This window comes from Streptomyces sp. NPDC002790, assembly GCF_040295505.1.
Taxonomy (GTDB): Bacteria; Actinomycetota; Actinomycetes; order Streptomycetales; family Streptomycetaceae; genus Streptomyces.
The window spans coordinates 1-15,217 of the sequence record NZ_JBEOVM010000055.1 but is presented as its reverse complement, the minus strand read 5'-3'; the positions used below and the strand labels follow the sequence as shown (position 1 = coordinate 15,217).

14 protein-coding genes are annotated in these 15,217 nt (G+C 70.9%); 9 read left to right on the top strand and 5 right to left on the bottom strand.

Going from position 1 to position 15,217, the window contains the following annotated elements:
- Positions 1-42 precede the first annotated feature (42 nt).
- Complete coding sequence (locus tag ABT004_RS22820) at positions 43-1,089, top strand: YDG/SRA domain-containing protein (RefSeq protein ID WP_351339857.1); 1,047 nt, start codon at positions 43-45, stop codon at positions 1,087-1,089.
- A 24-nt stretch (positions 1,090-1,113) separates the two neighbouring features.
- Here the strand turns inward: ABT004_RS22820 and ABT004_RS22815 are convergent, their stop codons facing one another.
- Positions 1,114-2,172 carry an SEC-C metal-binding domain-containing protein gene (locus tag ABT004_RS22815; protein WP_351339855.1) on the bottom strand — a complete coding sequence of 353 codons (1,059 nt, stop codon included), beginning with the start codon at positions 2,170-2,172 and terminating at the stop codon, positions 1,114-1,116.
- 170 nt (positions 2,173-2,342) lie between these two features.
- Here ABT004_RS22815 and ABT004_RS22810 point away from each other — a divergent pair, with 170 nt between their 5' ends.
- Genes ABT004_RS22810 through ABT004_RS22800 form a run of 3 tightly spaced genes read left to right on the top strand, consistent with a single transcriptional unit; the run spans position 2,343 to position 4,893 of the window.
- Positions 2,343-3,134, top strand: a complete 792-nt coding sequence (locus ABT004_RS22810; protein WP_351339920.1) for a class E sortase — start codon at positions 2,343-2,345, stop codon at positions 3,132-3,134.
- 29 nt (positions 3,135-3,163) lie between these two features.
- A complete protein-coding gene (locus ABT004_RS22805; protein WP_451192606.1) occupies positions 3,164-3,403 on the top strand; it encodes a DUF3311 domain-containing protein in 240 nt (79 codons plus the stop codon).
- The gene (locus tag ABT004_RS22800) at positions 3,400-4,893 is read left to right on the top strand and encodes a sodium:solute symporter family protein (RefSeq protein ID WP_351339852.1); all 1,494 of its coding nucleotides are present in this window, start codon (positions 3,400-3,402) and stop codon (positions 4,891-4,893) included. The genes ABT004_RS22805 and ABT004_RS22800 overlap by 4 nt, the downstream gene beginning before the upstream one ends.
- Positions 4,894-4,900: 7 nt before the next feature.
- Here the strand turns inward: ABT004_RS22800 and ABT004_RS22795 are convergent, their stop codons facing one another.
- Together ABT004_RS22795 and ABT004_RS22790 are read right to left on the bottom strand one after the other, a co-directional pair.
- Complete coding sequence (locus ABT004_RS22795) at positions 4,901-7,480, bottom strand: FtsX-like permease family protein (RefSeq protein ID WP_351339849.1); 2,580 nt, start codon at positions 7,478-7,480, stop codon at positions 4,901-4,903.
- Positions 7,481-7,606: 126 nt separating this feature from the next.
- A complete protein-coding gene (locus tag ABT004_RS22790; RefSeq protein ID WP_351339847.1) occupies positions 7,607-9,016 on the bottom strand; it encodes an MFS transporter in 1,410 nt (469 codons plus the stop codon).
- A 112-nt stretch (positions 9,017-9,128) separates the two neighbouring features.
- On the opposite strand from ABT004_RS22790, the gene ABT004_RS22785 reads away from it, so the two are divergent.
- From ABT004_RS22785 to ABT004_RS22770, 4 genes are all read left to right on the top strand, one after another.
- The gene (locus ABT004_RS22785) at positions 9,129-9,656 is read left to right on the top strand and encodes a winged helix-turn-helix transcriptional regulator (protein WP_351339845.1); all 528 of its coding nucleotides are present in this window, start codon (positions 9,129-9,131) and stop codon (positions 9,654-9,656) included.
- Between the two features lie 100 nt (positions 9,657-9,756).
- Positions 9,757-10,086 carry a DUF6412 domain-containing protein gene (locus tag ABT004_RS22780; RefSeq protein ID WP_351339843.1) on the top strand — a complete coding sequence of 110 codons (330 nt, stop codon included), beginning with the start codon at positions 9,757-9,759 and terminating at the stop codon, positions 10,084-10,086.
- A 174-nt stretch (positions 10,087-10,260) separates the two neighbouring features.
- Entirely contained in the window at positions 10,261-11,025 is a 765-nt protein-coding gene (locus ABT004_RS22775) for a YidC/Oxa1 family membrane protein insertase (protein ID WP_351339841.1), read from the top strand.
- Between the two features lie 136 nt (positions 11,026-11,161).
- A complete protein-coding gene (locus ABT004_RS22770) occupies positions 11,162-12,019 on the top strand; it encodes a fumarylacetoacetate hydrolase family protein (RefSeq protein WP_351339839.1) in 858 nt (285 codons plus the stop codon).
- A 229-nt stretch (positions 12,020-12,248) separates the two neighbouring features.
- Here the strand turns inward: ABT004_RS22770 and ABT004_RS22765 are convergent, their stop codons facing one another.
- A complete protein-coding gene (locus ABT004_RS22765; RefSeq protein ID WP_351339836.1) occupies positions 12,249-12,755 on the bottom strand; it encodes a heme-degrading domain-containing protein in 507 nt (168 codons plus the stop codon).
- Positions 12,752-13,834, bottom strand: a complete 1,083-nt coding sequence (locus tag ABT004_RS22760; protein ID WP_351339834.1) for a Gfo/Idh/MocA family protein — start codon at positions 13,832-13,834, stop codon at positions 12,752-12,754. The genes ABT004_RS22765 and ABT004_RS22760 overlap by 4 nt, the downstream gene beginning before the upstream one ends.
- Before the next feature lie 79 nt (positions 13,835-13,913).
- Between ABT004_RS22760 and ABT004_RS22755 the strand changes: the two genes are divergently transcribed.
- On the top strand, positions 13,914-14,990 hold the full coding sequence (locus tag ABT004_RS22755) for an ROK family transcriptional regulator (protein WP_351339831.1): 1,077 nt from the start codon (positions 13,914-13,916) through the stop codon (positions 14,988-14,990).
- Positions 14,991-15,217: the final 227 nt, after the last annotated feature.

Here is a 15,217-nt window from a genome sequence, read left to right as displayed (position 1 = left end):
GCTCAGTTCTAGCAAGAGCCACTGACAGTCAAGGGGTAGGTGATGCCAGGCGAGCCCTGGCAGCCAACGACTGATTTCAGCCCTGAAGTGATCGACTGTCGCCAAATTGAGCCCAAAGTAGCTGAACTGCATGCTGCAACTTGTCAGAGTGCCGGCATGCCTACCTCTTCACGCCAACCCTCCAAAAGCATCTACTTCGGCCCTCCGCCGGGGGTGATTCCTGGCCAGTGGTTCAAGGGGCACACCGAGTTGCACGCTGCTGGCGTCCACCGCTTCCGCGGTCGTGGCATCTCCGGCACAGCACACGAGGGCGTGGACTCAATCGTCGCAAGCGGTGGCTATGCGGCAGATAGGGATGAAGGGGACGTCGTGATTTACACGGCGATGGGTGGCGATCCAGATAAGGACGGTCACATAACCAAGGATCAGGAACTCATAGGGCGCAACGCGGGGCTAGTTCTCAATCGGAACGAAGGGCTCCCCGTACGTTTCGTTCGCGGCTTGGATATTCGTAGCGGTAAAGCCAGGGGCGGTTATAGTTATGCGGGGCTCTACCGTGTAGAGGACCATTGGTGCTCGCGAACTGCGCAGGGTCACCTGATGTGGCAATTCCGCCTTGTCAGGGATCTCGGTGAAAGCGTTCCAGCGGACGTGGAAGTTGAGCTGGACCCCGACATGACGGAGTTGGAGCGGGCGACGGCTCGCTACGTCACGTCCCAGCGGCGGGTCCGCAACACCAGGGCATCGCGCAAGGTCAAGTCGATCTACGCCAATACCTGCCAGGTGTGTCGAATCCCTGTGGTCGTGGGAGCGGATGGAGAGCGGTATAGCGAAGGGGCGCATATACACGCTCTAGGTGAACCGCATCACGGTCCCGATGTGGCTTCTAACATCCTTTGCCTTTGCCCGAACTGCCACGTCAGGTTCGACAACGGGGCGCTACTGATCACCGATGACTTGGACATCGTCGATGGCTTTACCCGGCAAGTGGTGGGGAGGCTCCATGTCGAGAGGCCTCGACACCGCATAGACGTAGCGTTCCTGATGCAGCACCGATCGCGCTGGGCTGACAGGAGCCAGGGGCTCTAGCCGAATCGCCCAGCGCCGCGGGCTTTACGCTCCAACTCCGTGGCACTCCCCATACGCCACCCCCGACCCACACCAGCACTCCGCCCCACCAGCCGGAGGCCACCCCACCGCACGCCCCCGTGCCGCCAACGTCGTCGCGTACTGCGGCAGCAGCGATACGTCCTCCGGTGAAGAGCCCTCTGACGCCGCGAAGGCCTCGTAGGAGGGGACCGTGCCTGTGACGATGCCTACGTTGGGGGTGCCGGAGGTGGAGAGGTCGCGGAGGGAGGATTCCAGGGAGGCCAAATGGGCCTCGTACGAAGGGTATTCGGCGGAGAGGGACGGGTACGCCGACAGGAGTTCCGTGTATTCGGGGGACGGCCAGTGCAGGACCGCCACCGGGAAGGGGCGGGACAGTGCCTCCCGGTACGAGCCCAACTCCGCGCGGAGGCGGGCGATTTCGGCTGCCAACTCCGCCGGGTTCTCCGAGCCGAGGGCCCAGACGCGCTTCGGGTCGTGGAGTTCGTCCAGGGAGACGGAGGCGCGGTTGACCTCGTCGGCGAGGGCGTCCCACGAGTCGTGGTCGATCGCGAGGAGGCGGCGGACCCGGTGGCGGCCGAGGAGGAGGGCGTGCTTGGCGAGGGGGATGCCGGGGCCGCCCGCGGCCCGTTCCGACTCCGGGACCAGGAGGTCCAGCGCCTCCGTGAATGTGGCGTGGGCCTCTTCCAGCTCGTCGTGGGATTCGAGGGACTCCGCCACGATCACCCACGGCGCCGGGTCCCGCGGTGCCGCCGTGCGGACACCCGTGATGATCGCCTGGGCCTCCGCCTCGTGACCGTACTCCCACAGGTTCGCCGCCTTGAGCGCGCGGATCAGGGCGGGTGACTGGGCCGGGGACCGGGAGGCCTCGGCGGACAGCAGGCCGTCGTAGAGGGCCGTCGCGCGGTCGCGGGCCTCGGCCAGTTCGTAGTGGGCCGCGGCCTGGAGGAGCAGGTGCTCGGCGTCCTCCGGGTACATCGCCGCCGTGCGCTCCAGGCGCTCGGCTTCCGCGACATGGTTCGCACGGTCGGTCTCGGCGGGCGTGGCAGGGGTGTCGGGGCGCATGGGGGACACCGTACTGCCGGAACCTTGGCGAGGGACCCGCCCGATCGGGTCGGGCGCGACCACGGCTCCCGGGCGTGGGTCGGGCGGTCGGGCGCAACCACGGCTTCCGTGTGCTGCCTCTGGTGAGTTCGCGCCCCGCGATCTATCTTGCGCGCGTGCTGTTGCAGCGTATGCGTACCGATCGGCCTGCTGTCGTCACCCAAGGGCGGACCCGCAGATCCGCCACCCGCCGCGTGCTGTGGAACGGTGCCGAGGTCGCCGTCACCCTCGGCCTCGTCGTGCTGCTGCTCGTCGTGCACCAGTTGTGGTGGACCAACCGGCAGGCCAGGGCCGGCGCCGACCGGCAGGTGCAGGCCCTGGAGCGGCAGTGGGGACATCAGTCCTCGGGCGGTTCCGTCGAGCCCGATGAGTCCACCGAGTCCCCTGAGTCCACCGAGCCTGTCGCCGGTACCGCCGATCCCACCGGCACCCCGAACACCCCCCGCCCCAAACCCGCCCCCCGCCCCAACTGGGACCAGGCCTACGCCGTCCTCGGCATCCCCCGCCTCGGCCTCCGCGCCCCCGTCGCCCAGGGGATCAGCAAGTCCGCCGTCCTCAACCACGGCTACGTAGGCCACTACCCGGGCACCGCCCAGCCCGGCGGCGCCGGGAACTTCGCGCTCGCGGGGCACCGGAACACGCACGGGGAGCCCTTCCGGTACATCAACCGGCTGCGCCCCGGCGACACCCTCACCGTCGGGACGAAGACCGCCACGTACACGTACGTCGTCGACAAGACGCTCGCACAGACCTCGGCCGGTGACGGGGGTGTCATCGATCCCGTGCCGCGGAGTCGCGTCGTGTCGGGGGCCGGGTATGGAAGTCCCGGTTACTACATCACCCTCACCACCTGTACGCCCGAGTTCACGTCCAAGTACCGGCTCGTGGTGTGGGGGAAGCTGAGCAGGATGAGCCCCCGATAGACAGGGCGTCCCCGTTAGGCTGCCGTTTCGTGATCAAAAGGCCCCATCTGCTCTGGCTCCTCGTCCCCTTCGTGCTCTACATCGGCGCGCTGCCCTTCGTGAACCGCGTCGAACCCGTCGTGTTCGGGCTGCCGTTCCTGTTCGTGTGGCTGCTGGGTGCCACGCTGCTCACTCCCGTCGCCACCTGGCTCACCTGGCGCGGTGACCAGCGGATCAAGCGGAACCAGCGGATCAAGCGGGGCCAGAGCCCCGTGCGGGGTCGGTCATGAGTGACGCCGCCGTCGCCACCACCCTCTTCGGCGCCTTCATGGTCGCCACCGTCGCCCTCGGACTGCTCGCCGTACGCGGCCGGGGCAGCGGGGGCGGGCTCGCCGAGTGGTCCGTGGGCGGGCGGTCGCTGGGGGCCGTGTTCGTGTGGGTGCTGATGGCGGGGGAGGGGTACACGAGCTTCTCGTACCTCGGCGCCGCCGGGTGGGGGTACAACTACGGCGCGCCCGTGCTGTACGTCGTCGCCTACATGTCCTGCGGGTACGCCATCGGCTACGTCGTCGGGCCGCTGCTCTGGTCGTACGCGCGGCAGCACGGGCTCGTCAGCATCACCGACATGGTGGCCCACCGGTATCGGCGGCCGTGGCTCGGTGCCGCCGTCGCTGTCCTCGTGACGATCTTCCTGCTTCCCTACATCCAGTTGCAGATCACGGGGATGGGCGTCGTCGTCTCGACGATCTCGTACGGCGCCGTCAGCCTCAACTGGGCCTATTTCATCGGCTTCGCGGTCACGACCGTCTTCGTCGTGGTGAGTGGGCTGCGGGGGAGTGCGTGGGTGTCCGTGATGAAGGATCTGCTCGTCATCGTCACGCTCGCTTTTCTCGCCTTCTACGTTCCCGCGCACTACTTCGGGGGCTACGGGCCGTTCCTCGACCGGCTCGTCGAGGAGAAGAGTGCGTGGCTGACGTTGCCGGGGAGCGGGGGATCGCCTTACGGGGGAGGGTGGTTCGCCACCACGACCTTCCTGAACGCGCTCACCGTCGTCATCTTCCCGACCACCGTCGCCGGGTATCTGGGCGCCAGGAGCGCCGACGCGCTGCGGCGCAACGCGATGTGGCTGCCCGCCTACAACGTGCTGCTGTTCGTGCCGATGCTGCTCGGGATGGCGGCCCTGTTCGTCGTTCCTGGGCTCACCGGGGCCGACTCGAACCTCGCGCTCTTCAAGCTCGTCGTCGACTCCCTTCCGGCGTGGGTCGTGGGGATCGTCGGGGTCGCGGCCGCGCTGTCGTCGATCGTGCCGATGGCCGTGTTCATGCTGGTCATCGGGACGATGTGGGGGAGCAGCGTGCTGTCCCTGTTCCCGCGCTGGCGTGCGTCCTCGCAGGCGCAGAAGGCCGGGTCGCAGGTCGTCGTCGTGGTCGCCGGGTCGGTCGCGCTCGTCCTCACGTATGCCGCGCCCAACACCCTCGTACGGCTCTCCCTCATCTCGTACGAGGGGATGGCGCAGCTCGTGCCGATGCTGCTGGTGGGCCTGGTGTGGCGGAGGTTGAGCTTCGTCGGGGCGGTGAGCGGGCTCGTGGTGGGGGTCGGTGTGGTGTGCGGGCTCGTGTTCAGCGGGCGCGATCCCGTGTTCGGGGTGAACGCCGGGATCGTCGCGCTCGCCGCCAACCTCGTCGTGACGCTGGTGGTGACGTACGTCCGTCCGGCCGATCGTGACGAGCGGCCGGACGAAGTCGTGCTGGCGCGGGACCCGGTCGGTGCGGCGGGGTAACCCCCGCTTACTCCTGGGCGCCGGCCGCCTCCACCGGGCGGGTGCGCAGTGCCGTCCAGGCCGGTAGGAGTGTGGCGGTCAGGGACAGTGTGACGGCGCCGGCGACGATCGCTCCGTAGATCCACCAAGGCCCGGACGGCATCCAGGTGTTCGCCGCGGCCTGGGCGAACGGGATCAGCGAGGTGCTCGCGGCCGCCGTGCCGAGCAGCAGGCCGATGGCGGCGACGATCAGGGCCTCGATGGTCAGCATCTTCATGACCTGGCCCTTCGTGGAGCCGACAAGACGCTGGAGGGCGAACTCCCTGCGGCGGTTGCCGACCGACAGGACCAGGCTGTTGACCACCGCGAGCACGGTGTAGGCCACGATCATCGCGATCAGCAGGTAGTTGATCCAGGCCTGGGTCTGCGCGTCCTCGGCGTTGGCCTCGATCAGCGAGTGGCGGTCGGTGACGTCGACTCCCGGCGCGAGGGATGCCAGCGCGGGGACGGCCGAGGCCGGCGCCCGGACCAGGATCTGCGCGGGGCGCCCCAGGTCCGTGTGGGCCGCGAGCAGACCTGCGGGTAGGAAGGCCGTCTCGTAACCGGGGTGGCCCTTGAAGAGCGCGACGATGCGGACGTCGACCTCGGCGCGGTCGCCGAGGCGGAGCGTGAAGCTGTCGCCAACTGCCTTGTGCAGCTTGTGCGCCCGCTCGGTGGTCAGCGCCACGGTGTTGCCTTCGAGTGCGGCGAGGCTGCCCGTGACCGGTCGTACGGCTGTGGTGAGCGAGCCTTGACGCCCGCTGACGCCTTGCAGCGGGATGCCGTCCTCGCCGGTCACTCCGTCGATGAAGCCCGTGCTCGTGGCGTAGGCGCTCGCCGCCTCGACGCCCTTGGTGCGGCGGACCTCGGCGAGGAGGGCGTCCGAGACGCCGCCCGCCGCCGGTGAAAGCACCGCGTCCGCCCGGAGGTTGGCCGCGTACGCCGTGTTCGTGGCCTCGATCTGCGTGGTCTGGAGGTAGATGTTGCCGGTGGCCATGCCCGTCGCCAGCATCAGCGGCGTCACCGCGGCGGCCATCCGCACGGCGCGGACCCGGGCGTGCGAGACGGCGAGCTTCCCGCCGGCTCCGGTGAGCCGGCGCACCGGGCCGCCGATCAGCCACGCCATCACCTTGGTGAGACCCGGTCCGAGCAGGGCGAACCCGATGACGGCGCACAGCACGGTCGGCCCTGCGGTGCTGCCCGCGATCGGCCCGTCGAAAAGCAGGACGGTGAGGATCGCCAGTGCGGCGGCCCCGGACAGGAACAGGACGGCCAGGACGATCCGCAGCGGGTGCGCCCAGCGCAGCTGCACCTCGGCCTCCCGCAGTGCCTCCACCGGTTTGACGTTCACGCCGCGCCGGGCGCCGAGCCAGCCTCCGATGAGCGCGGTGATCAGCAGCGCGCCGCCCGCGGCCACGGCCGGGATCCAGCCCTGCGCGTACGTCACGGAGTCGGAGACGAAGCCCGTGTCCTGGAACTCGCCGAACAGCCACCGGCCCACCGGCGGTCCCGCGAACCAGCCCGCGCCCGCCGCGGCCACGGCAACCATCAGCGTCTCGGTCAGCAGCATCCGCCGCAGTTGGCGCTGCGTCGAGCCGATGGACCGCAGCAGCCCGAACTCCCGGCGCCGCTGGCCCACCGACAGCGCGACCGTCCCGGACACCACCATGATCGCGACGATGGTCGTCATGCCGCCGAACACCCCGGCCAGCGCGACCAGATCGCTGCCGCCGGTCAGCACCTCGGGGAACTCCACGGTGCCCCGGCCGTCGCCGGACACGACCTTGAGCGGCTGCCCGTCGAGCGCGGCGGCGACCCGGTCGCGTACGTCACCGAGGTCCGCGCCGGACTCCGTGCGCACGGCGATGTCCGCGACCGCCGGGGCGAGTGCCGCGGCCCGGTCGTCGGAGAGGAACAGTGCGGCCCGGTCCATGTGCTGCTGGGTCTGCTGTTGGCGGGTGTTCTGTTGGTGAGCCTTCTGTTGGTGGGCCCTCTGTTGGCCGGCCTCCACCACCGCGCTCACGGTGTACTGCCGCGTACCGTCCCCGGCCGCGATCCGGACCTCGTCGCCAGGACCGACGCCCGCGGCCTTCGCCGTCCCGGCGTCGAGCGCCACCTCGCCGTCCTGGGCAGGCGCCGTGCCCTCGACGATCCCGTACGGCGCGAAGGCGGCCGAGGCCCAGCCGTGCGCCTGCGCCTTCACCGGCGCGGCCCCGCCTCCTCGTACGTCCCGGACGAGCGCCGCGTCGAAGGTCCGCTCGGCGACGGCCTCGCGGACGCCCTCGACGCCCCGCACCCGGGCGAGCGCCGCGGCGGGCACCGGCACCCGCTCGGGCATGACGGCCGGGTCCTCGGTGTCGTCGCTCTTGTTGGGTGGTGCCACCGATCGGTCGCCCGTCACCACGAGGTCGGCCCGCGCGAGCCGTTGGGCGGGCGCGTTGTTGCGTACGCCGGTCTCCAGCAGGCCGCCGCAGGTCATCACGGTGACCGTGCCGAGGAAGAGCGCGAGGAAGGTGGCCGTGAGGCTCTTCCCCCGATACCGGATGGTGCGCCTGGCCAGCTTCCACATGTCCCCTGATCCCCTCGTCCCCTTCGCGTGAACTCCCGGTTCACGCTATGGACTTGGGTCGTGTGCGCCCATGGGAGTGGCGCCCGTGTGCGGGGTGGGGAGAACCCCCGCAGCGGGGGCGCGGGTTCAGTTCTGCGCGGGCGCCGGGCGACGGTCCCGCAGCGCGAGCAGCACTCCCGCCGCCACCAGGGCCAGGACACCGGAGGCGATCAGTGCCGTGTTCGTGCCCCCGGCCAGCGCGTGCGCCGACGAGCCGGTCGACGTGGACACCGCGATCATCAGCGCCACCCCGGCGGCCGAACCGATGTAGCGGGCCGTGTTGTTGGCGCCCGAGCCCATCGCCGCGCGTCCGGCCGGGACCGACTCGACGGCGAGCAGCGGCAGCGCGGCGTTGAGGAGTCCGCTGCCGATGCCGGAGATGACGAGGCCCGGCAGCAGTCGGGTCCACAGGCCCGAGCCCGCCGCGCCCAGCATCGTGGCGACGGCCAGCGCGTGCAGGGCGAAACCCACGGCCAGTTGTTGGCGGGGCGAGACCCGGCCCGCCAGGCGCCGCGTCTGGAGCGCGACGAGGAACGACGTGCCGGACCAGAGCACGAACAGCGCGGCCGCGCCCGTCGGGGTCACGCCCATCGTGTGCTGGAGGAGCGTCGGCAGATAGCTGAAGAGCGCGATGACCGACAGACCGGTGAACAGGCCGCCCGCCGTGGCGGCGAGGAAGAGGGGCCGGCGCAGCAGCGAGAGGTCGAGCATGGGTGTCGCACTGCGCCGCTCGACTGCGACAAATCCCGCCAGGAGTACGGCAGTTGCGGCGAGGAGTACGCCGATGGGTGCGCGCAGCCAGCCGTCGCGGCCGAGCGTGAGCGCGGCGAGGAGGGCGACCAGCGCGAGGCCGAGGGTGAGGGCGCCGAGCAGGTCGGGGCGGCCGGCGCGCGGTGAACGCGATTCGATCAGGGCCCGGGGCGCGAAGGCCGAGACGAGGAGCGCGGCCGCGCCCAGGACCGCGTAGGACCAGCGCCAGTCCGCGAGTTGGGCCACCCAGCCCGCGACCAGGGGGCCGACCGCGATGCCGACGCTGACGCACGCGCCCCACACGCCGGTCGCCCTGACGCGGCCCGCCGGGGTCGGGAACGCGTGCACCAGAAGGCCCAGGCTCGCGGCGAGGATCGCGGCCGACGCGGCGCCCTGCGCGACCCGGGCGAGGGTGAAGAGCAGGGTGGTGGGGGCCAGTGCGCCCAGGATCGTCGTGATGCCGAGGGCGACGGTGCCGAGGATGAACGCGCGGCGCCGCCCGTAGTCGTCGGCGAGGCTGCCCGCGACCAGCAGCAGCGCGGCGAGGCCGAGCGGGGTGCCGTTCAGCAGCCAGGCCTGGGCGGACAGCCCCGTGTGCAGGGACGCGGCGGTGTCGGCGAGCGTGACCGCCGGTGCGGCGTACGTCATCAGGGTCACCGCGGTCGCCGCGCTCGTGAGGGCGAGGGTGGCGGCGGGGCGGGCGGCCGTGGGGGTCCGGGGGGTCTGCTCGAGGAGGTGCTGAGACATGGGTGGACTCATCCAGTCTTAGGTTCAGTGAATGAACTTACCGGGCGGCATGAACGTAGCACGGCAGGTTCGGTCATTGAACCTAGGGCAGGTGAATGGCTACAGTGGGGTCATGGCTCTCGGCAAGGACTACGCGACCCAGGAGTGCTCGATCGCCCGCGCGCTGGAGATCGTCGGCGAACGCTGGACGCTCCTCGTCGTACGCGACGCCCTCTACGGCGTGCGCCGCTACAACGACTTCCTCGTCCACCTCGGCATCCCGCGCGCCGTCCTCGCCTCCCGGCTCCAGGCGCTCACCGCCGCCGGGGTCCTGGAGAAGCACCGCTACCAGGAGTCGCCGCCGCGCGACGAGTACGTCCTGACCGAGCTAGGGCGCGGGCTGTACCCGGTGCTGCACTCGCTCGGCGCGTGGGGGCGGACGGTCCCGGGGACCCTGCCGAGGCGTGAGTTCCGGCACGCCACATGCGGCACCGAGCTCGGCGTCGCAGGGGAGTGCGCGACCTGCGGGGGCCTCGCGCCGCTGGAGGAAGTGGAAATGCGGCCGGGCGCCGGGCTCGACCCGGACCCCGTCGATCCCGTCAGCCGAGCGTTGCTCGCGCCCCGGCTCCTGCTCCAGCCGCTCGTGGTCGAGGCCGTATAGCTGTGTGACCGAGGCTGTGTGGCTGTGTGGCCGAGCCTGTATAACTGGCAATGGCACGTATGACGCGAGCAGGACGCGAGTGGGCGAAGGGGGCAGGCGCATGGCACGCACGACCAGCGGGTCCGTGAGCGGGCCCGTGACGCTGCGACCCGTCGCCCTGCTGCTCTTCGTCCTCCTCGGTTCGGTGCTCGTCGACACCGGCAGCCTCGTCGGCGCCGTCGCGCTCGCCGCGACCGCCGCTGCGGGCTCCGCGCTCACCGCCTGCGCCGTCCTGGCCGCGCGTTCCGCGCCCGCCGTGGCGCGCACCCGTATCCGCACCGCGATTCGCGACCGCGAGCGGCGCACCGCGTTCCTGCCGCAGCGCGATCCCGACGCCTCGGGCCGTCCAAGGCCCCGAGCACCGGGACGTCTCGTCCCGACGGCCTGCTGAAGCCCCTGCCGCGAGCGCACCTGCCGTAAGCGCACCGGGCCGCAGTCCGTCACGCCGAATCCCGTCATCTTCTGCCGCTGCCCGCCGCTCCGGTCCGTTTGTTCGGCCGGGGGTTCGGGGGTTGTCCCCCGAGAGATGCAGTCGGCACGACGAGACCCTCGGAGGGCTCACCCCATGTCGTCGTTCATGTCCGTTTTCGCCAGTCTGGTCGAGCATCTCGCCGACCTCCTCCAGCCGCTGCTGCACGCCTCGGCCACGGCCGCCGCGATCGTCCTGTTCACCGCGTTCGTACGCCTCCTCGTCCACCCCCTGTCACGGGCCGCGGCCCGCGGGCAGCGTGAACGGGCCAAGCTCCAGCCCCGCATCGCCGAACTGCGCAAGAAGCACAAGAGCAGCCCCGAGAAGTTGCAGAAGGCGATCATGGAGCTGCACAAGGAGGAGAAGGTCTCCCCGCTGACCGGCTGTCTGCCGATGCTCTTCCAGATGCCGGCGTTCTTCCTGCTCTACCACCTGTTCTCCAACAGCAGCATCGGCGACGAGCCCAACTCGCTGCTCGGCCACACCCTCGGCGCGGCCCCGCTCGGCGGCCGGTTCCACGACGCGCTCGCGCACGGCGGGCTCTTCGGGGAGCAGGGGCTCGTCTACGTGGCGCTGTTCGTGCTCGTCGCCGCCGTCGCGACCTTCAACTACCGGCGGACCAAGCGGCAGATGGCGGCCGCGCCCAAGCCGGGCGGGGACGGGCAGCCGCAGGTTCCGGGCATGGCGGCGATGGGCAAATTCATGCCGCTGATGTCCTTCTTCACCCTCTTCACGGTGGCCTTCGTGCCGCTCGCCGCCGCGCTGTACGTCGTCACGTCGACGACGTGGAGTTCGATCGAGCGGGCCGTGCTCTACCGGGACATTCCCTACGGTGTCGGGGCGCCGGCCCCCGCCCTGTAGCCGCCGAGATCCGGGTCCAGTCCGTGAACGGGGTATTGCGGACTGGACGTTCTCCTTGGAGGATCGACCAGTCCTCCGATGGCTGCACGCCGCACCGGGCCGTGGAGGCTCCTCCTACTGCAGAGGGAGTTACACCATGAAGCTGCTGCGAGTCGGTCCCGTCGGAGCCGAGCGCCCCGCGCTGCTCGACGCCGAGGGAACCCTGCGCGACCTGTCGGGACTCGTCACGGACGTCGACGGGGAGCTGCTCGCCGACGATGCCGCGATCGAGCGCGTACGGGCCGCCGCCGCGGCCGGGGAACTGCCCGTCCTCGACGCGTCGGGGCTGCGGATCGGCCCGCCGGTGGCCCGTATCGGCAAGGTCGTGTGCATCGGGCTGAACTATCACGACCACGCGGCCGAGACCGGCGCCCAGCCGCCCGCCGAGCCGGTCGTGTTCTTCAAGGCGGCCGACACGGTCGTCGGGCCCGACGACACGGTGCTCGTGCCGCGTGGCTCCGTGAAGACCGACTGGGAAGTCGAGCTGGCCATCGTCATCGGGCATACGGCCCGCTACGTCGAGTCCCACGAGGCCGCGCTCGCGTGCGTCGCCGGGTATGCGGTCGCGCACGACGTGTCCGAGCGCGAGTTCCAGATCGAGCGCGGCGGCACGTGGGACAAGGGCAAGAACTGCGAGACGTTCAACCCGCTCGGCCCGTGGCTGGTGACCGCCGACGAGGTCGCCGACCCGCAGGCGCTCGGGCTGCGGTTGTGGGTGAACGGTGAGCTGAAGCAGGACGGTACGACGGCCGACCAGATCTTTCCGGTGGCCGAAGTGGTGCGCTATGTCAGCCAGTTCATGACCTTGTATCCCGGTGACGTCATCAATACCGGTACGCCGGCGGGGGTTGCCATGGGGCAGGCGGAGCCGAAGCCGTATCTGCGGGCGGGTGATGTGGTGGAGCTGGAGATCGATGGGTTGGGGCGGCAGCGGCAGGAGCTGAAGGGCGCGTAGGCGCTCGCCGCGCCGGGGTTTCGGGGCTCTGCCCCGGACCCCGCGCCTCAATCGCCGGCGGGGCTTGAAAGATCGGGGCTCCGCCCCGGACCCCGCTCCTCAATCGCCGGAGGGGCTTGAATTGCTCAAGCGGCGCCGGGGTCTGAATTGCTGAACCGGAGCCGGGGTCTGAATTGCTGAACCGGCGCCGGGGTCTGAATTGCTGAACCGGCGCCGGGGTCTGAATGGCTCAAGTGCCGTCGGGGCTTGATTTGCTGAATCGCTCCAAGGCTGTCACCACCAGTTTGTGGTCCTCGATCTGAGGGAGGCCGGAGACCGCCACCGTGCCGATGACTCCCGCTCCGCGGACCGTGATCGGGAATGCGCCGCCGTGGGCCGCGTAGGTGTCCGGGTCGAGGCGGGAGGCGGCCTCGAAGGTTGTCCCCTTGGCCCGGAAGCGGCTGCCGACCAGGTAGGACGAGGCGTGGTAGCGCTCGACGACGCGGCGTTTGCGGGCGATCCACGCGTCGTTGTCCGGGGCCGAGCCCGGGAGTGCCGCGTGGAACAGCTGCTGGCCGCCGCGCGTGATGTCGATGGCGACCGGCGCCCGGCGTTCGCGGGCCAGGTCGACGAGGAGGTTGCCGAGGGTCCAGGCGTCGTCGTACGTGAAGGAGTTCAGGGCCAGGCGGCGCTCCTGGTCCTCCAACTCCGGGATCTGCGGGGCGTTTTCGGGGTTCGCTTTCTGAGGGGTCGTCACAGGGTCACCGTCACACCGTCGCGGGCCGAGACGCGGGCCGCCTCCAGGACGTCGAGCGCGGCGGCGGCCTGAGTGGCGGGCACCGGGTTCGGGGTGCCGTCGCGCAGTGCCGCGGCGATGGCGGCGTAGTACGCGGGGTAGTCGCCGTCGACCGTCGCGAGGGGGCGGCCGCCACCCGTCAGCGGGGACTCGCCGGAGCCGACCCGGCCCCACAGCGATTCGTCCTCGGCGCCCCACGGCTCACCGGCCGCCGGACGCTTGCCGTCGCGCAGCGCCGCCTCCTGCGGGTCGAGGCCGTACTTGACGTAGCCCGCCTGCGAGCCCAATACGCGGAAGCGTGGGCCGAGTTGGGCGGTGGTGGCGGAGACGTAGAGGTGCGAGCGCACCCCGTTCGCGTGGGTGATCGCGAGGAACGTGTCGTCGTCGGCCTCGGCGCCGGGGCGGCGCACGTCCGACTCGGCGTAGACGGAGACGGCCGGGCCGAACAGGACCAGGGCCTGGTCGACGACGTGGCTGCCGAGGTCGTACAGGAGGCCGCCGATCTCCTCCGGGTCGCCGGACTCGCGCCAGCCGCCCTTGGGGTGCGGGCGCCAGCGCTCGAAGCGCGACTCGAAGCGCCAGACGTCGCCCAACTCGCCGTCCGTGAGCAGCTTTTGGAGGGTCAGGAAGTCGTTGTCCCAACGGCGGTTCTGGAAGACGGAGAGGAGCACGCCCTGTTTGTCGGCGAGCTCGGCCAGCTCGCGGGCCTCGGCCGCGGTGCCCGCGACCGGCTTGTCGACGACGACCGGGAGGCCCGCCGCGATGGCGGCCTTCGCGAGCCGTACGTGTGTCTTGTTCGGGGACGCGATGACGATCAGGTCGAGGTCGTCGGCGTGCTCCCACAGGTCGTCGGGGGAGGCGACGAAGCGCAGGTCGTCACCGTGCTCGGCGCGGGCCTGCGCCTGGCGCTCGGGGTTCGAGGTGACGACCGTGTCCAGGGTCAGGCCCTCGGTAGCGGCGATCAGCGGGGCGTGGAAGACGGAGCCGGCCAGGCCGTAGCCGACCAGGCCCACGCGGAGGGCAGCACTCGTACCAGTCATGCCTCCACTTAAGCAACGGTGTTGCCAAAGTGCAAGCGCGGGGGACAATGGACTGGTGGCTATAGATGTGAGGAGGACCATGGCGGCGACGGTGGGCGCGAACCTGAGCGCCCTGCGCGGGCACAACGCGGCGCTGGTGCTCGATCTGCTGCGTACGGCGGGGGAAGCGGGGATAAGCCGGCTGGAGCTGGCCGAGCGCACAGGGCTCACCCCGCAGGCCGTCAGCAAGATCACGGCGCGGCTCAGGGAGGACGGCCTCGCCGTGGAAGCCGGCCGCCGGGCCTCCACCGGGGGCAAGCCGCGCACCGTCCTGCGGCTGCTCGCGGGCGCCGCGCACGCGGTCGGCCTGCACCTGGACCGCGACGAGCTGCTCACCGTGCTCGCCGATCTGTCGGGCACCGTCGTCGCGGCGCGGCGGGTCCCGCTCGACCTCGGGGCGGGGGCCGACGCGGTGCTCGGGGCCGCCGTCTGTGAGGTCGACGCGCTGCTCGAAGCGGACGGGGGGCGGACCGTCCTCGGCGTTGGCGTCGCGGTGCCGGGGCCGCTCGACCATGCCGACGGGGTGCTGCACCGGGTCACCGGGTTCCCGCAGTGGGACGGTTTCCCGCTGCGGGACGCGCTCGCGGAGCGGCTCGGTCTGCCGGTCGTCGTGGACAAGGACACGAACGCGGCGGCATTGGGCCTCGCGCGGGAGGGCGAAGGGGAACGCTCCTTCGCGTACCTCCACCTCGGTACGGGGCTCGGTGCGGGGCTCGTCCTCGACGGTGCGCTGTACCGGGGTGCGCGTACCGGGGCGGGGGAGTTCGGCCACCAGGTGATCCAGCTGGACGGTCCGCTTTGCGGTTGTGGCAACCGGGGCTGTATCGAGGCGATCTGCCTCGCGGCGGTTGCCTCCGGCACGGGGCGGGGGCTCGATGAGGCGGCGCGGGTGCTGGGGGAGGGGGCGGCGAATTTGGTGAGCCTCCTGGATATCGATGCGGTGTTGCTTGGGGGGCGGGTGGTGGTGGCGCACGAGGAGCGTTTCGTACGCGGGGTGGAACGGGTCGTCGCGGCACGTGGCTCCGCGGTGCCCGTGCGGGCGGCCCGTGGCGGCGAAACCCAGGCGGTGGTGGGCGCGGCCCACATGATCCTGGCCCCCTTGTTCGGCCGCCCGTAGCCCCTTGGGCCCACCCGTCGTTACGGCCGCGGGGCTCCGCCCCGGACCCCGCTGCTCAATCGCCGCAGGGGCTTGAAATACCCGTACCGCCGCACCGGCTTGAAATGCTCGTACCGCCGCACCGGCTTGAAATGCTCGTACCGCCGCACCGGCTTGAAAGGCCTGCTCAATCGCCGCAGGGGCTGGAAAGACGCGCCTCAATCGCCGGCGGGGCTTGATAATTCAAG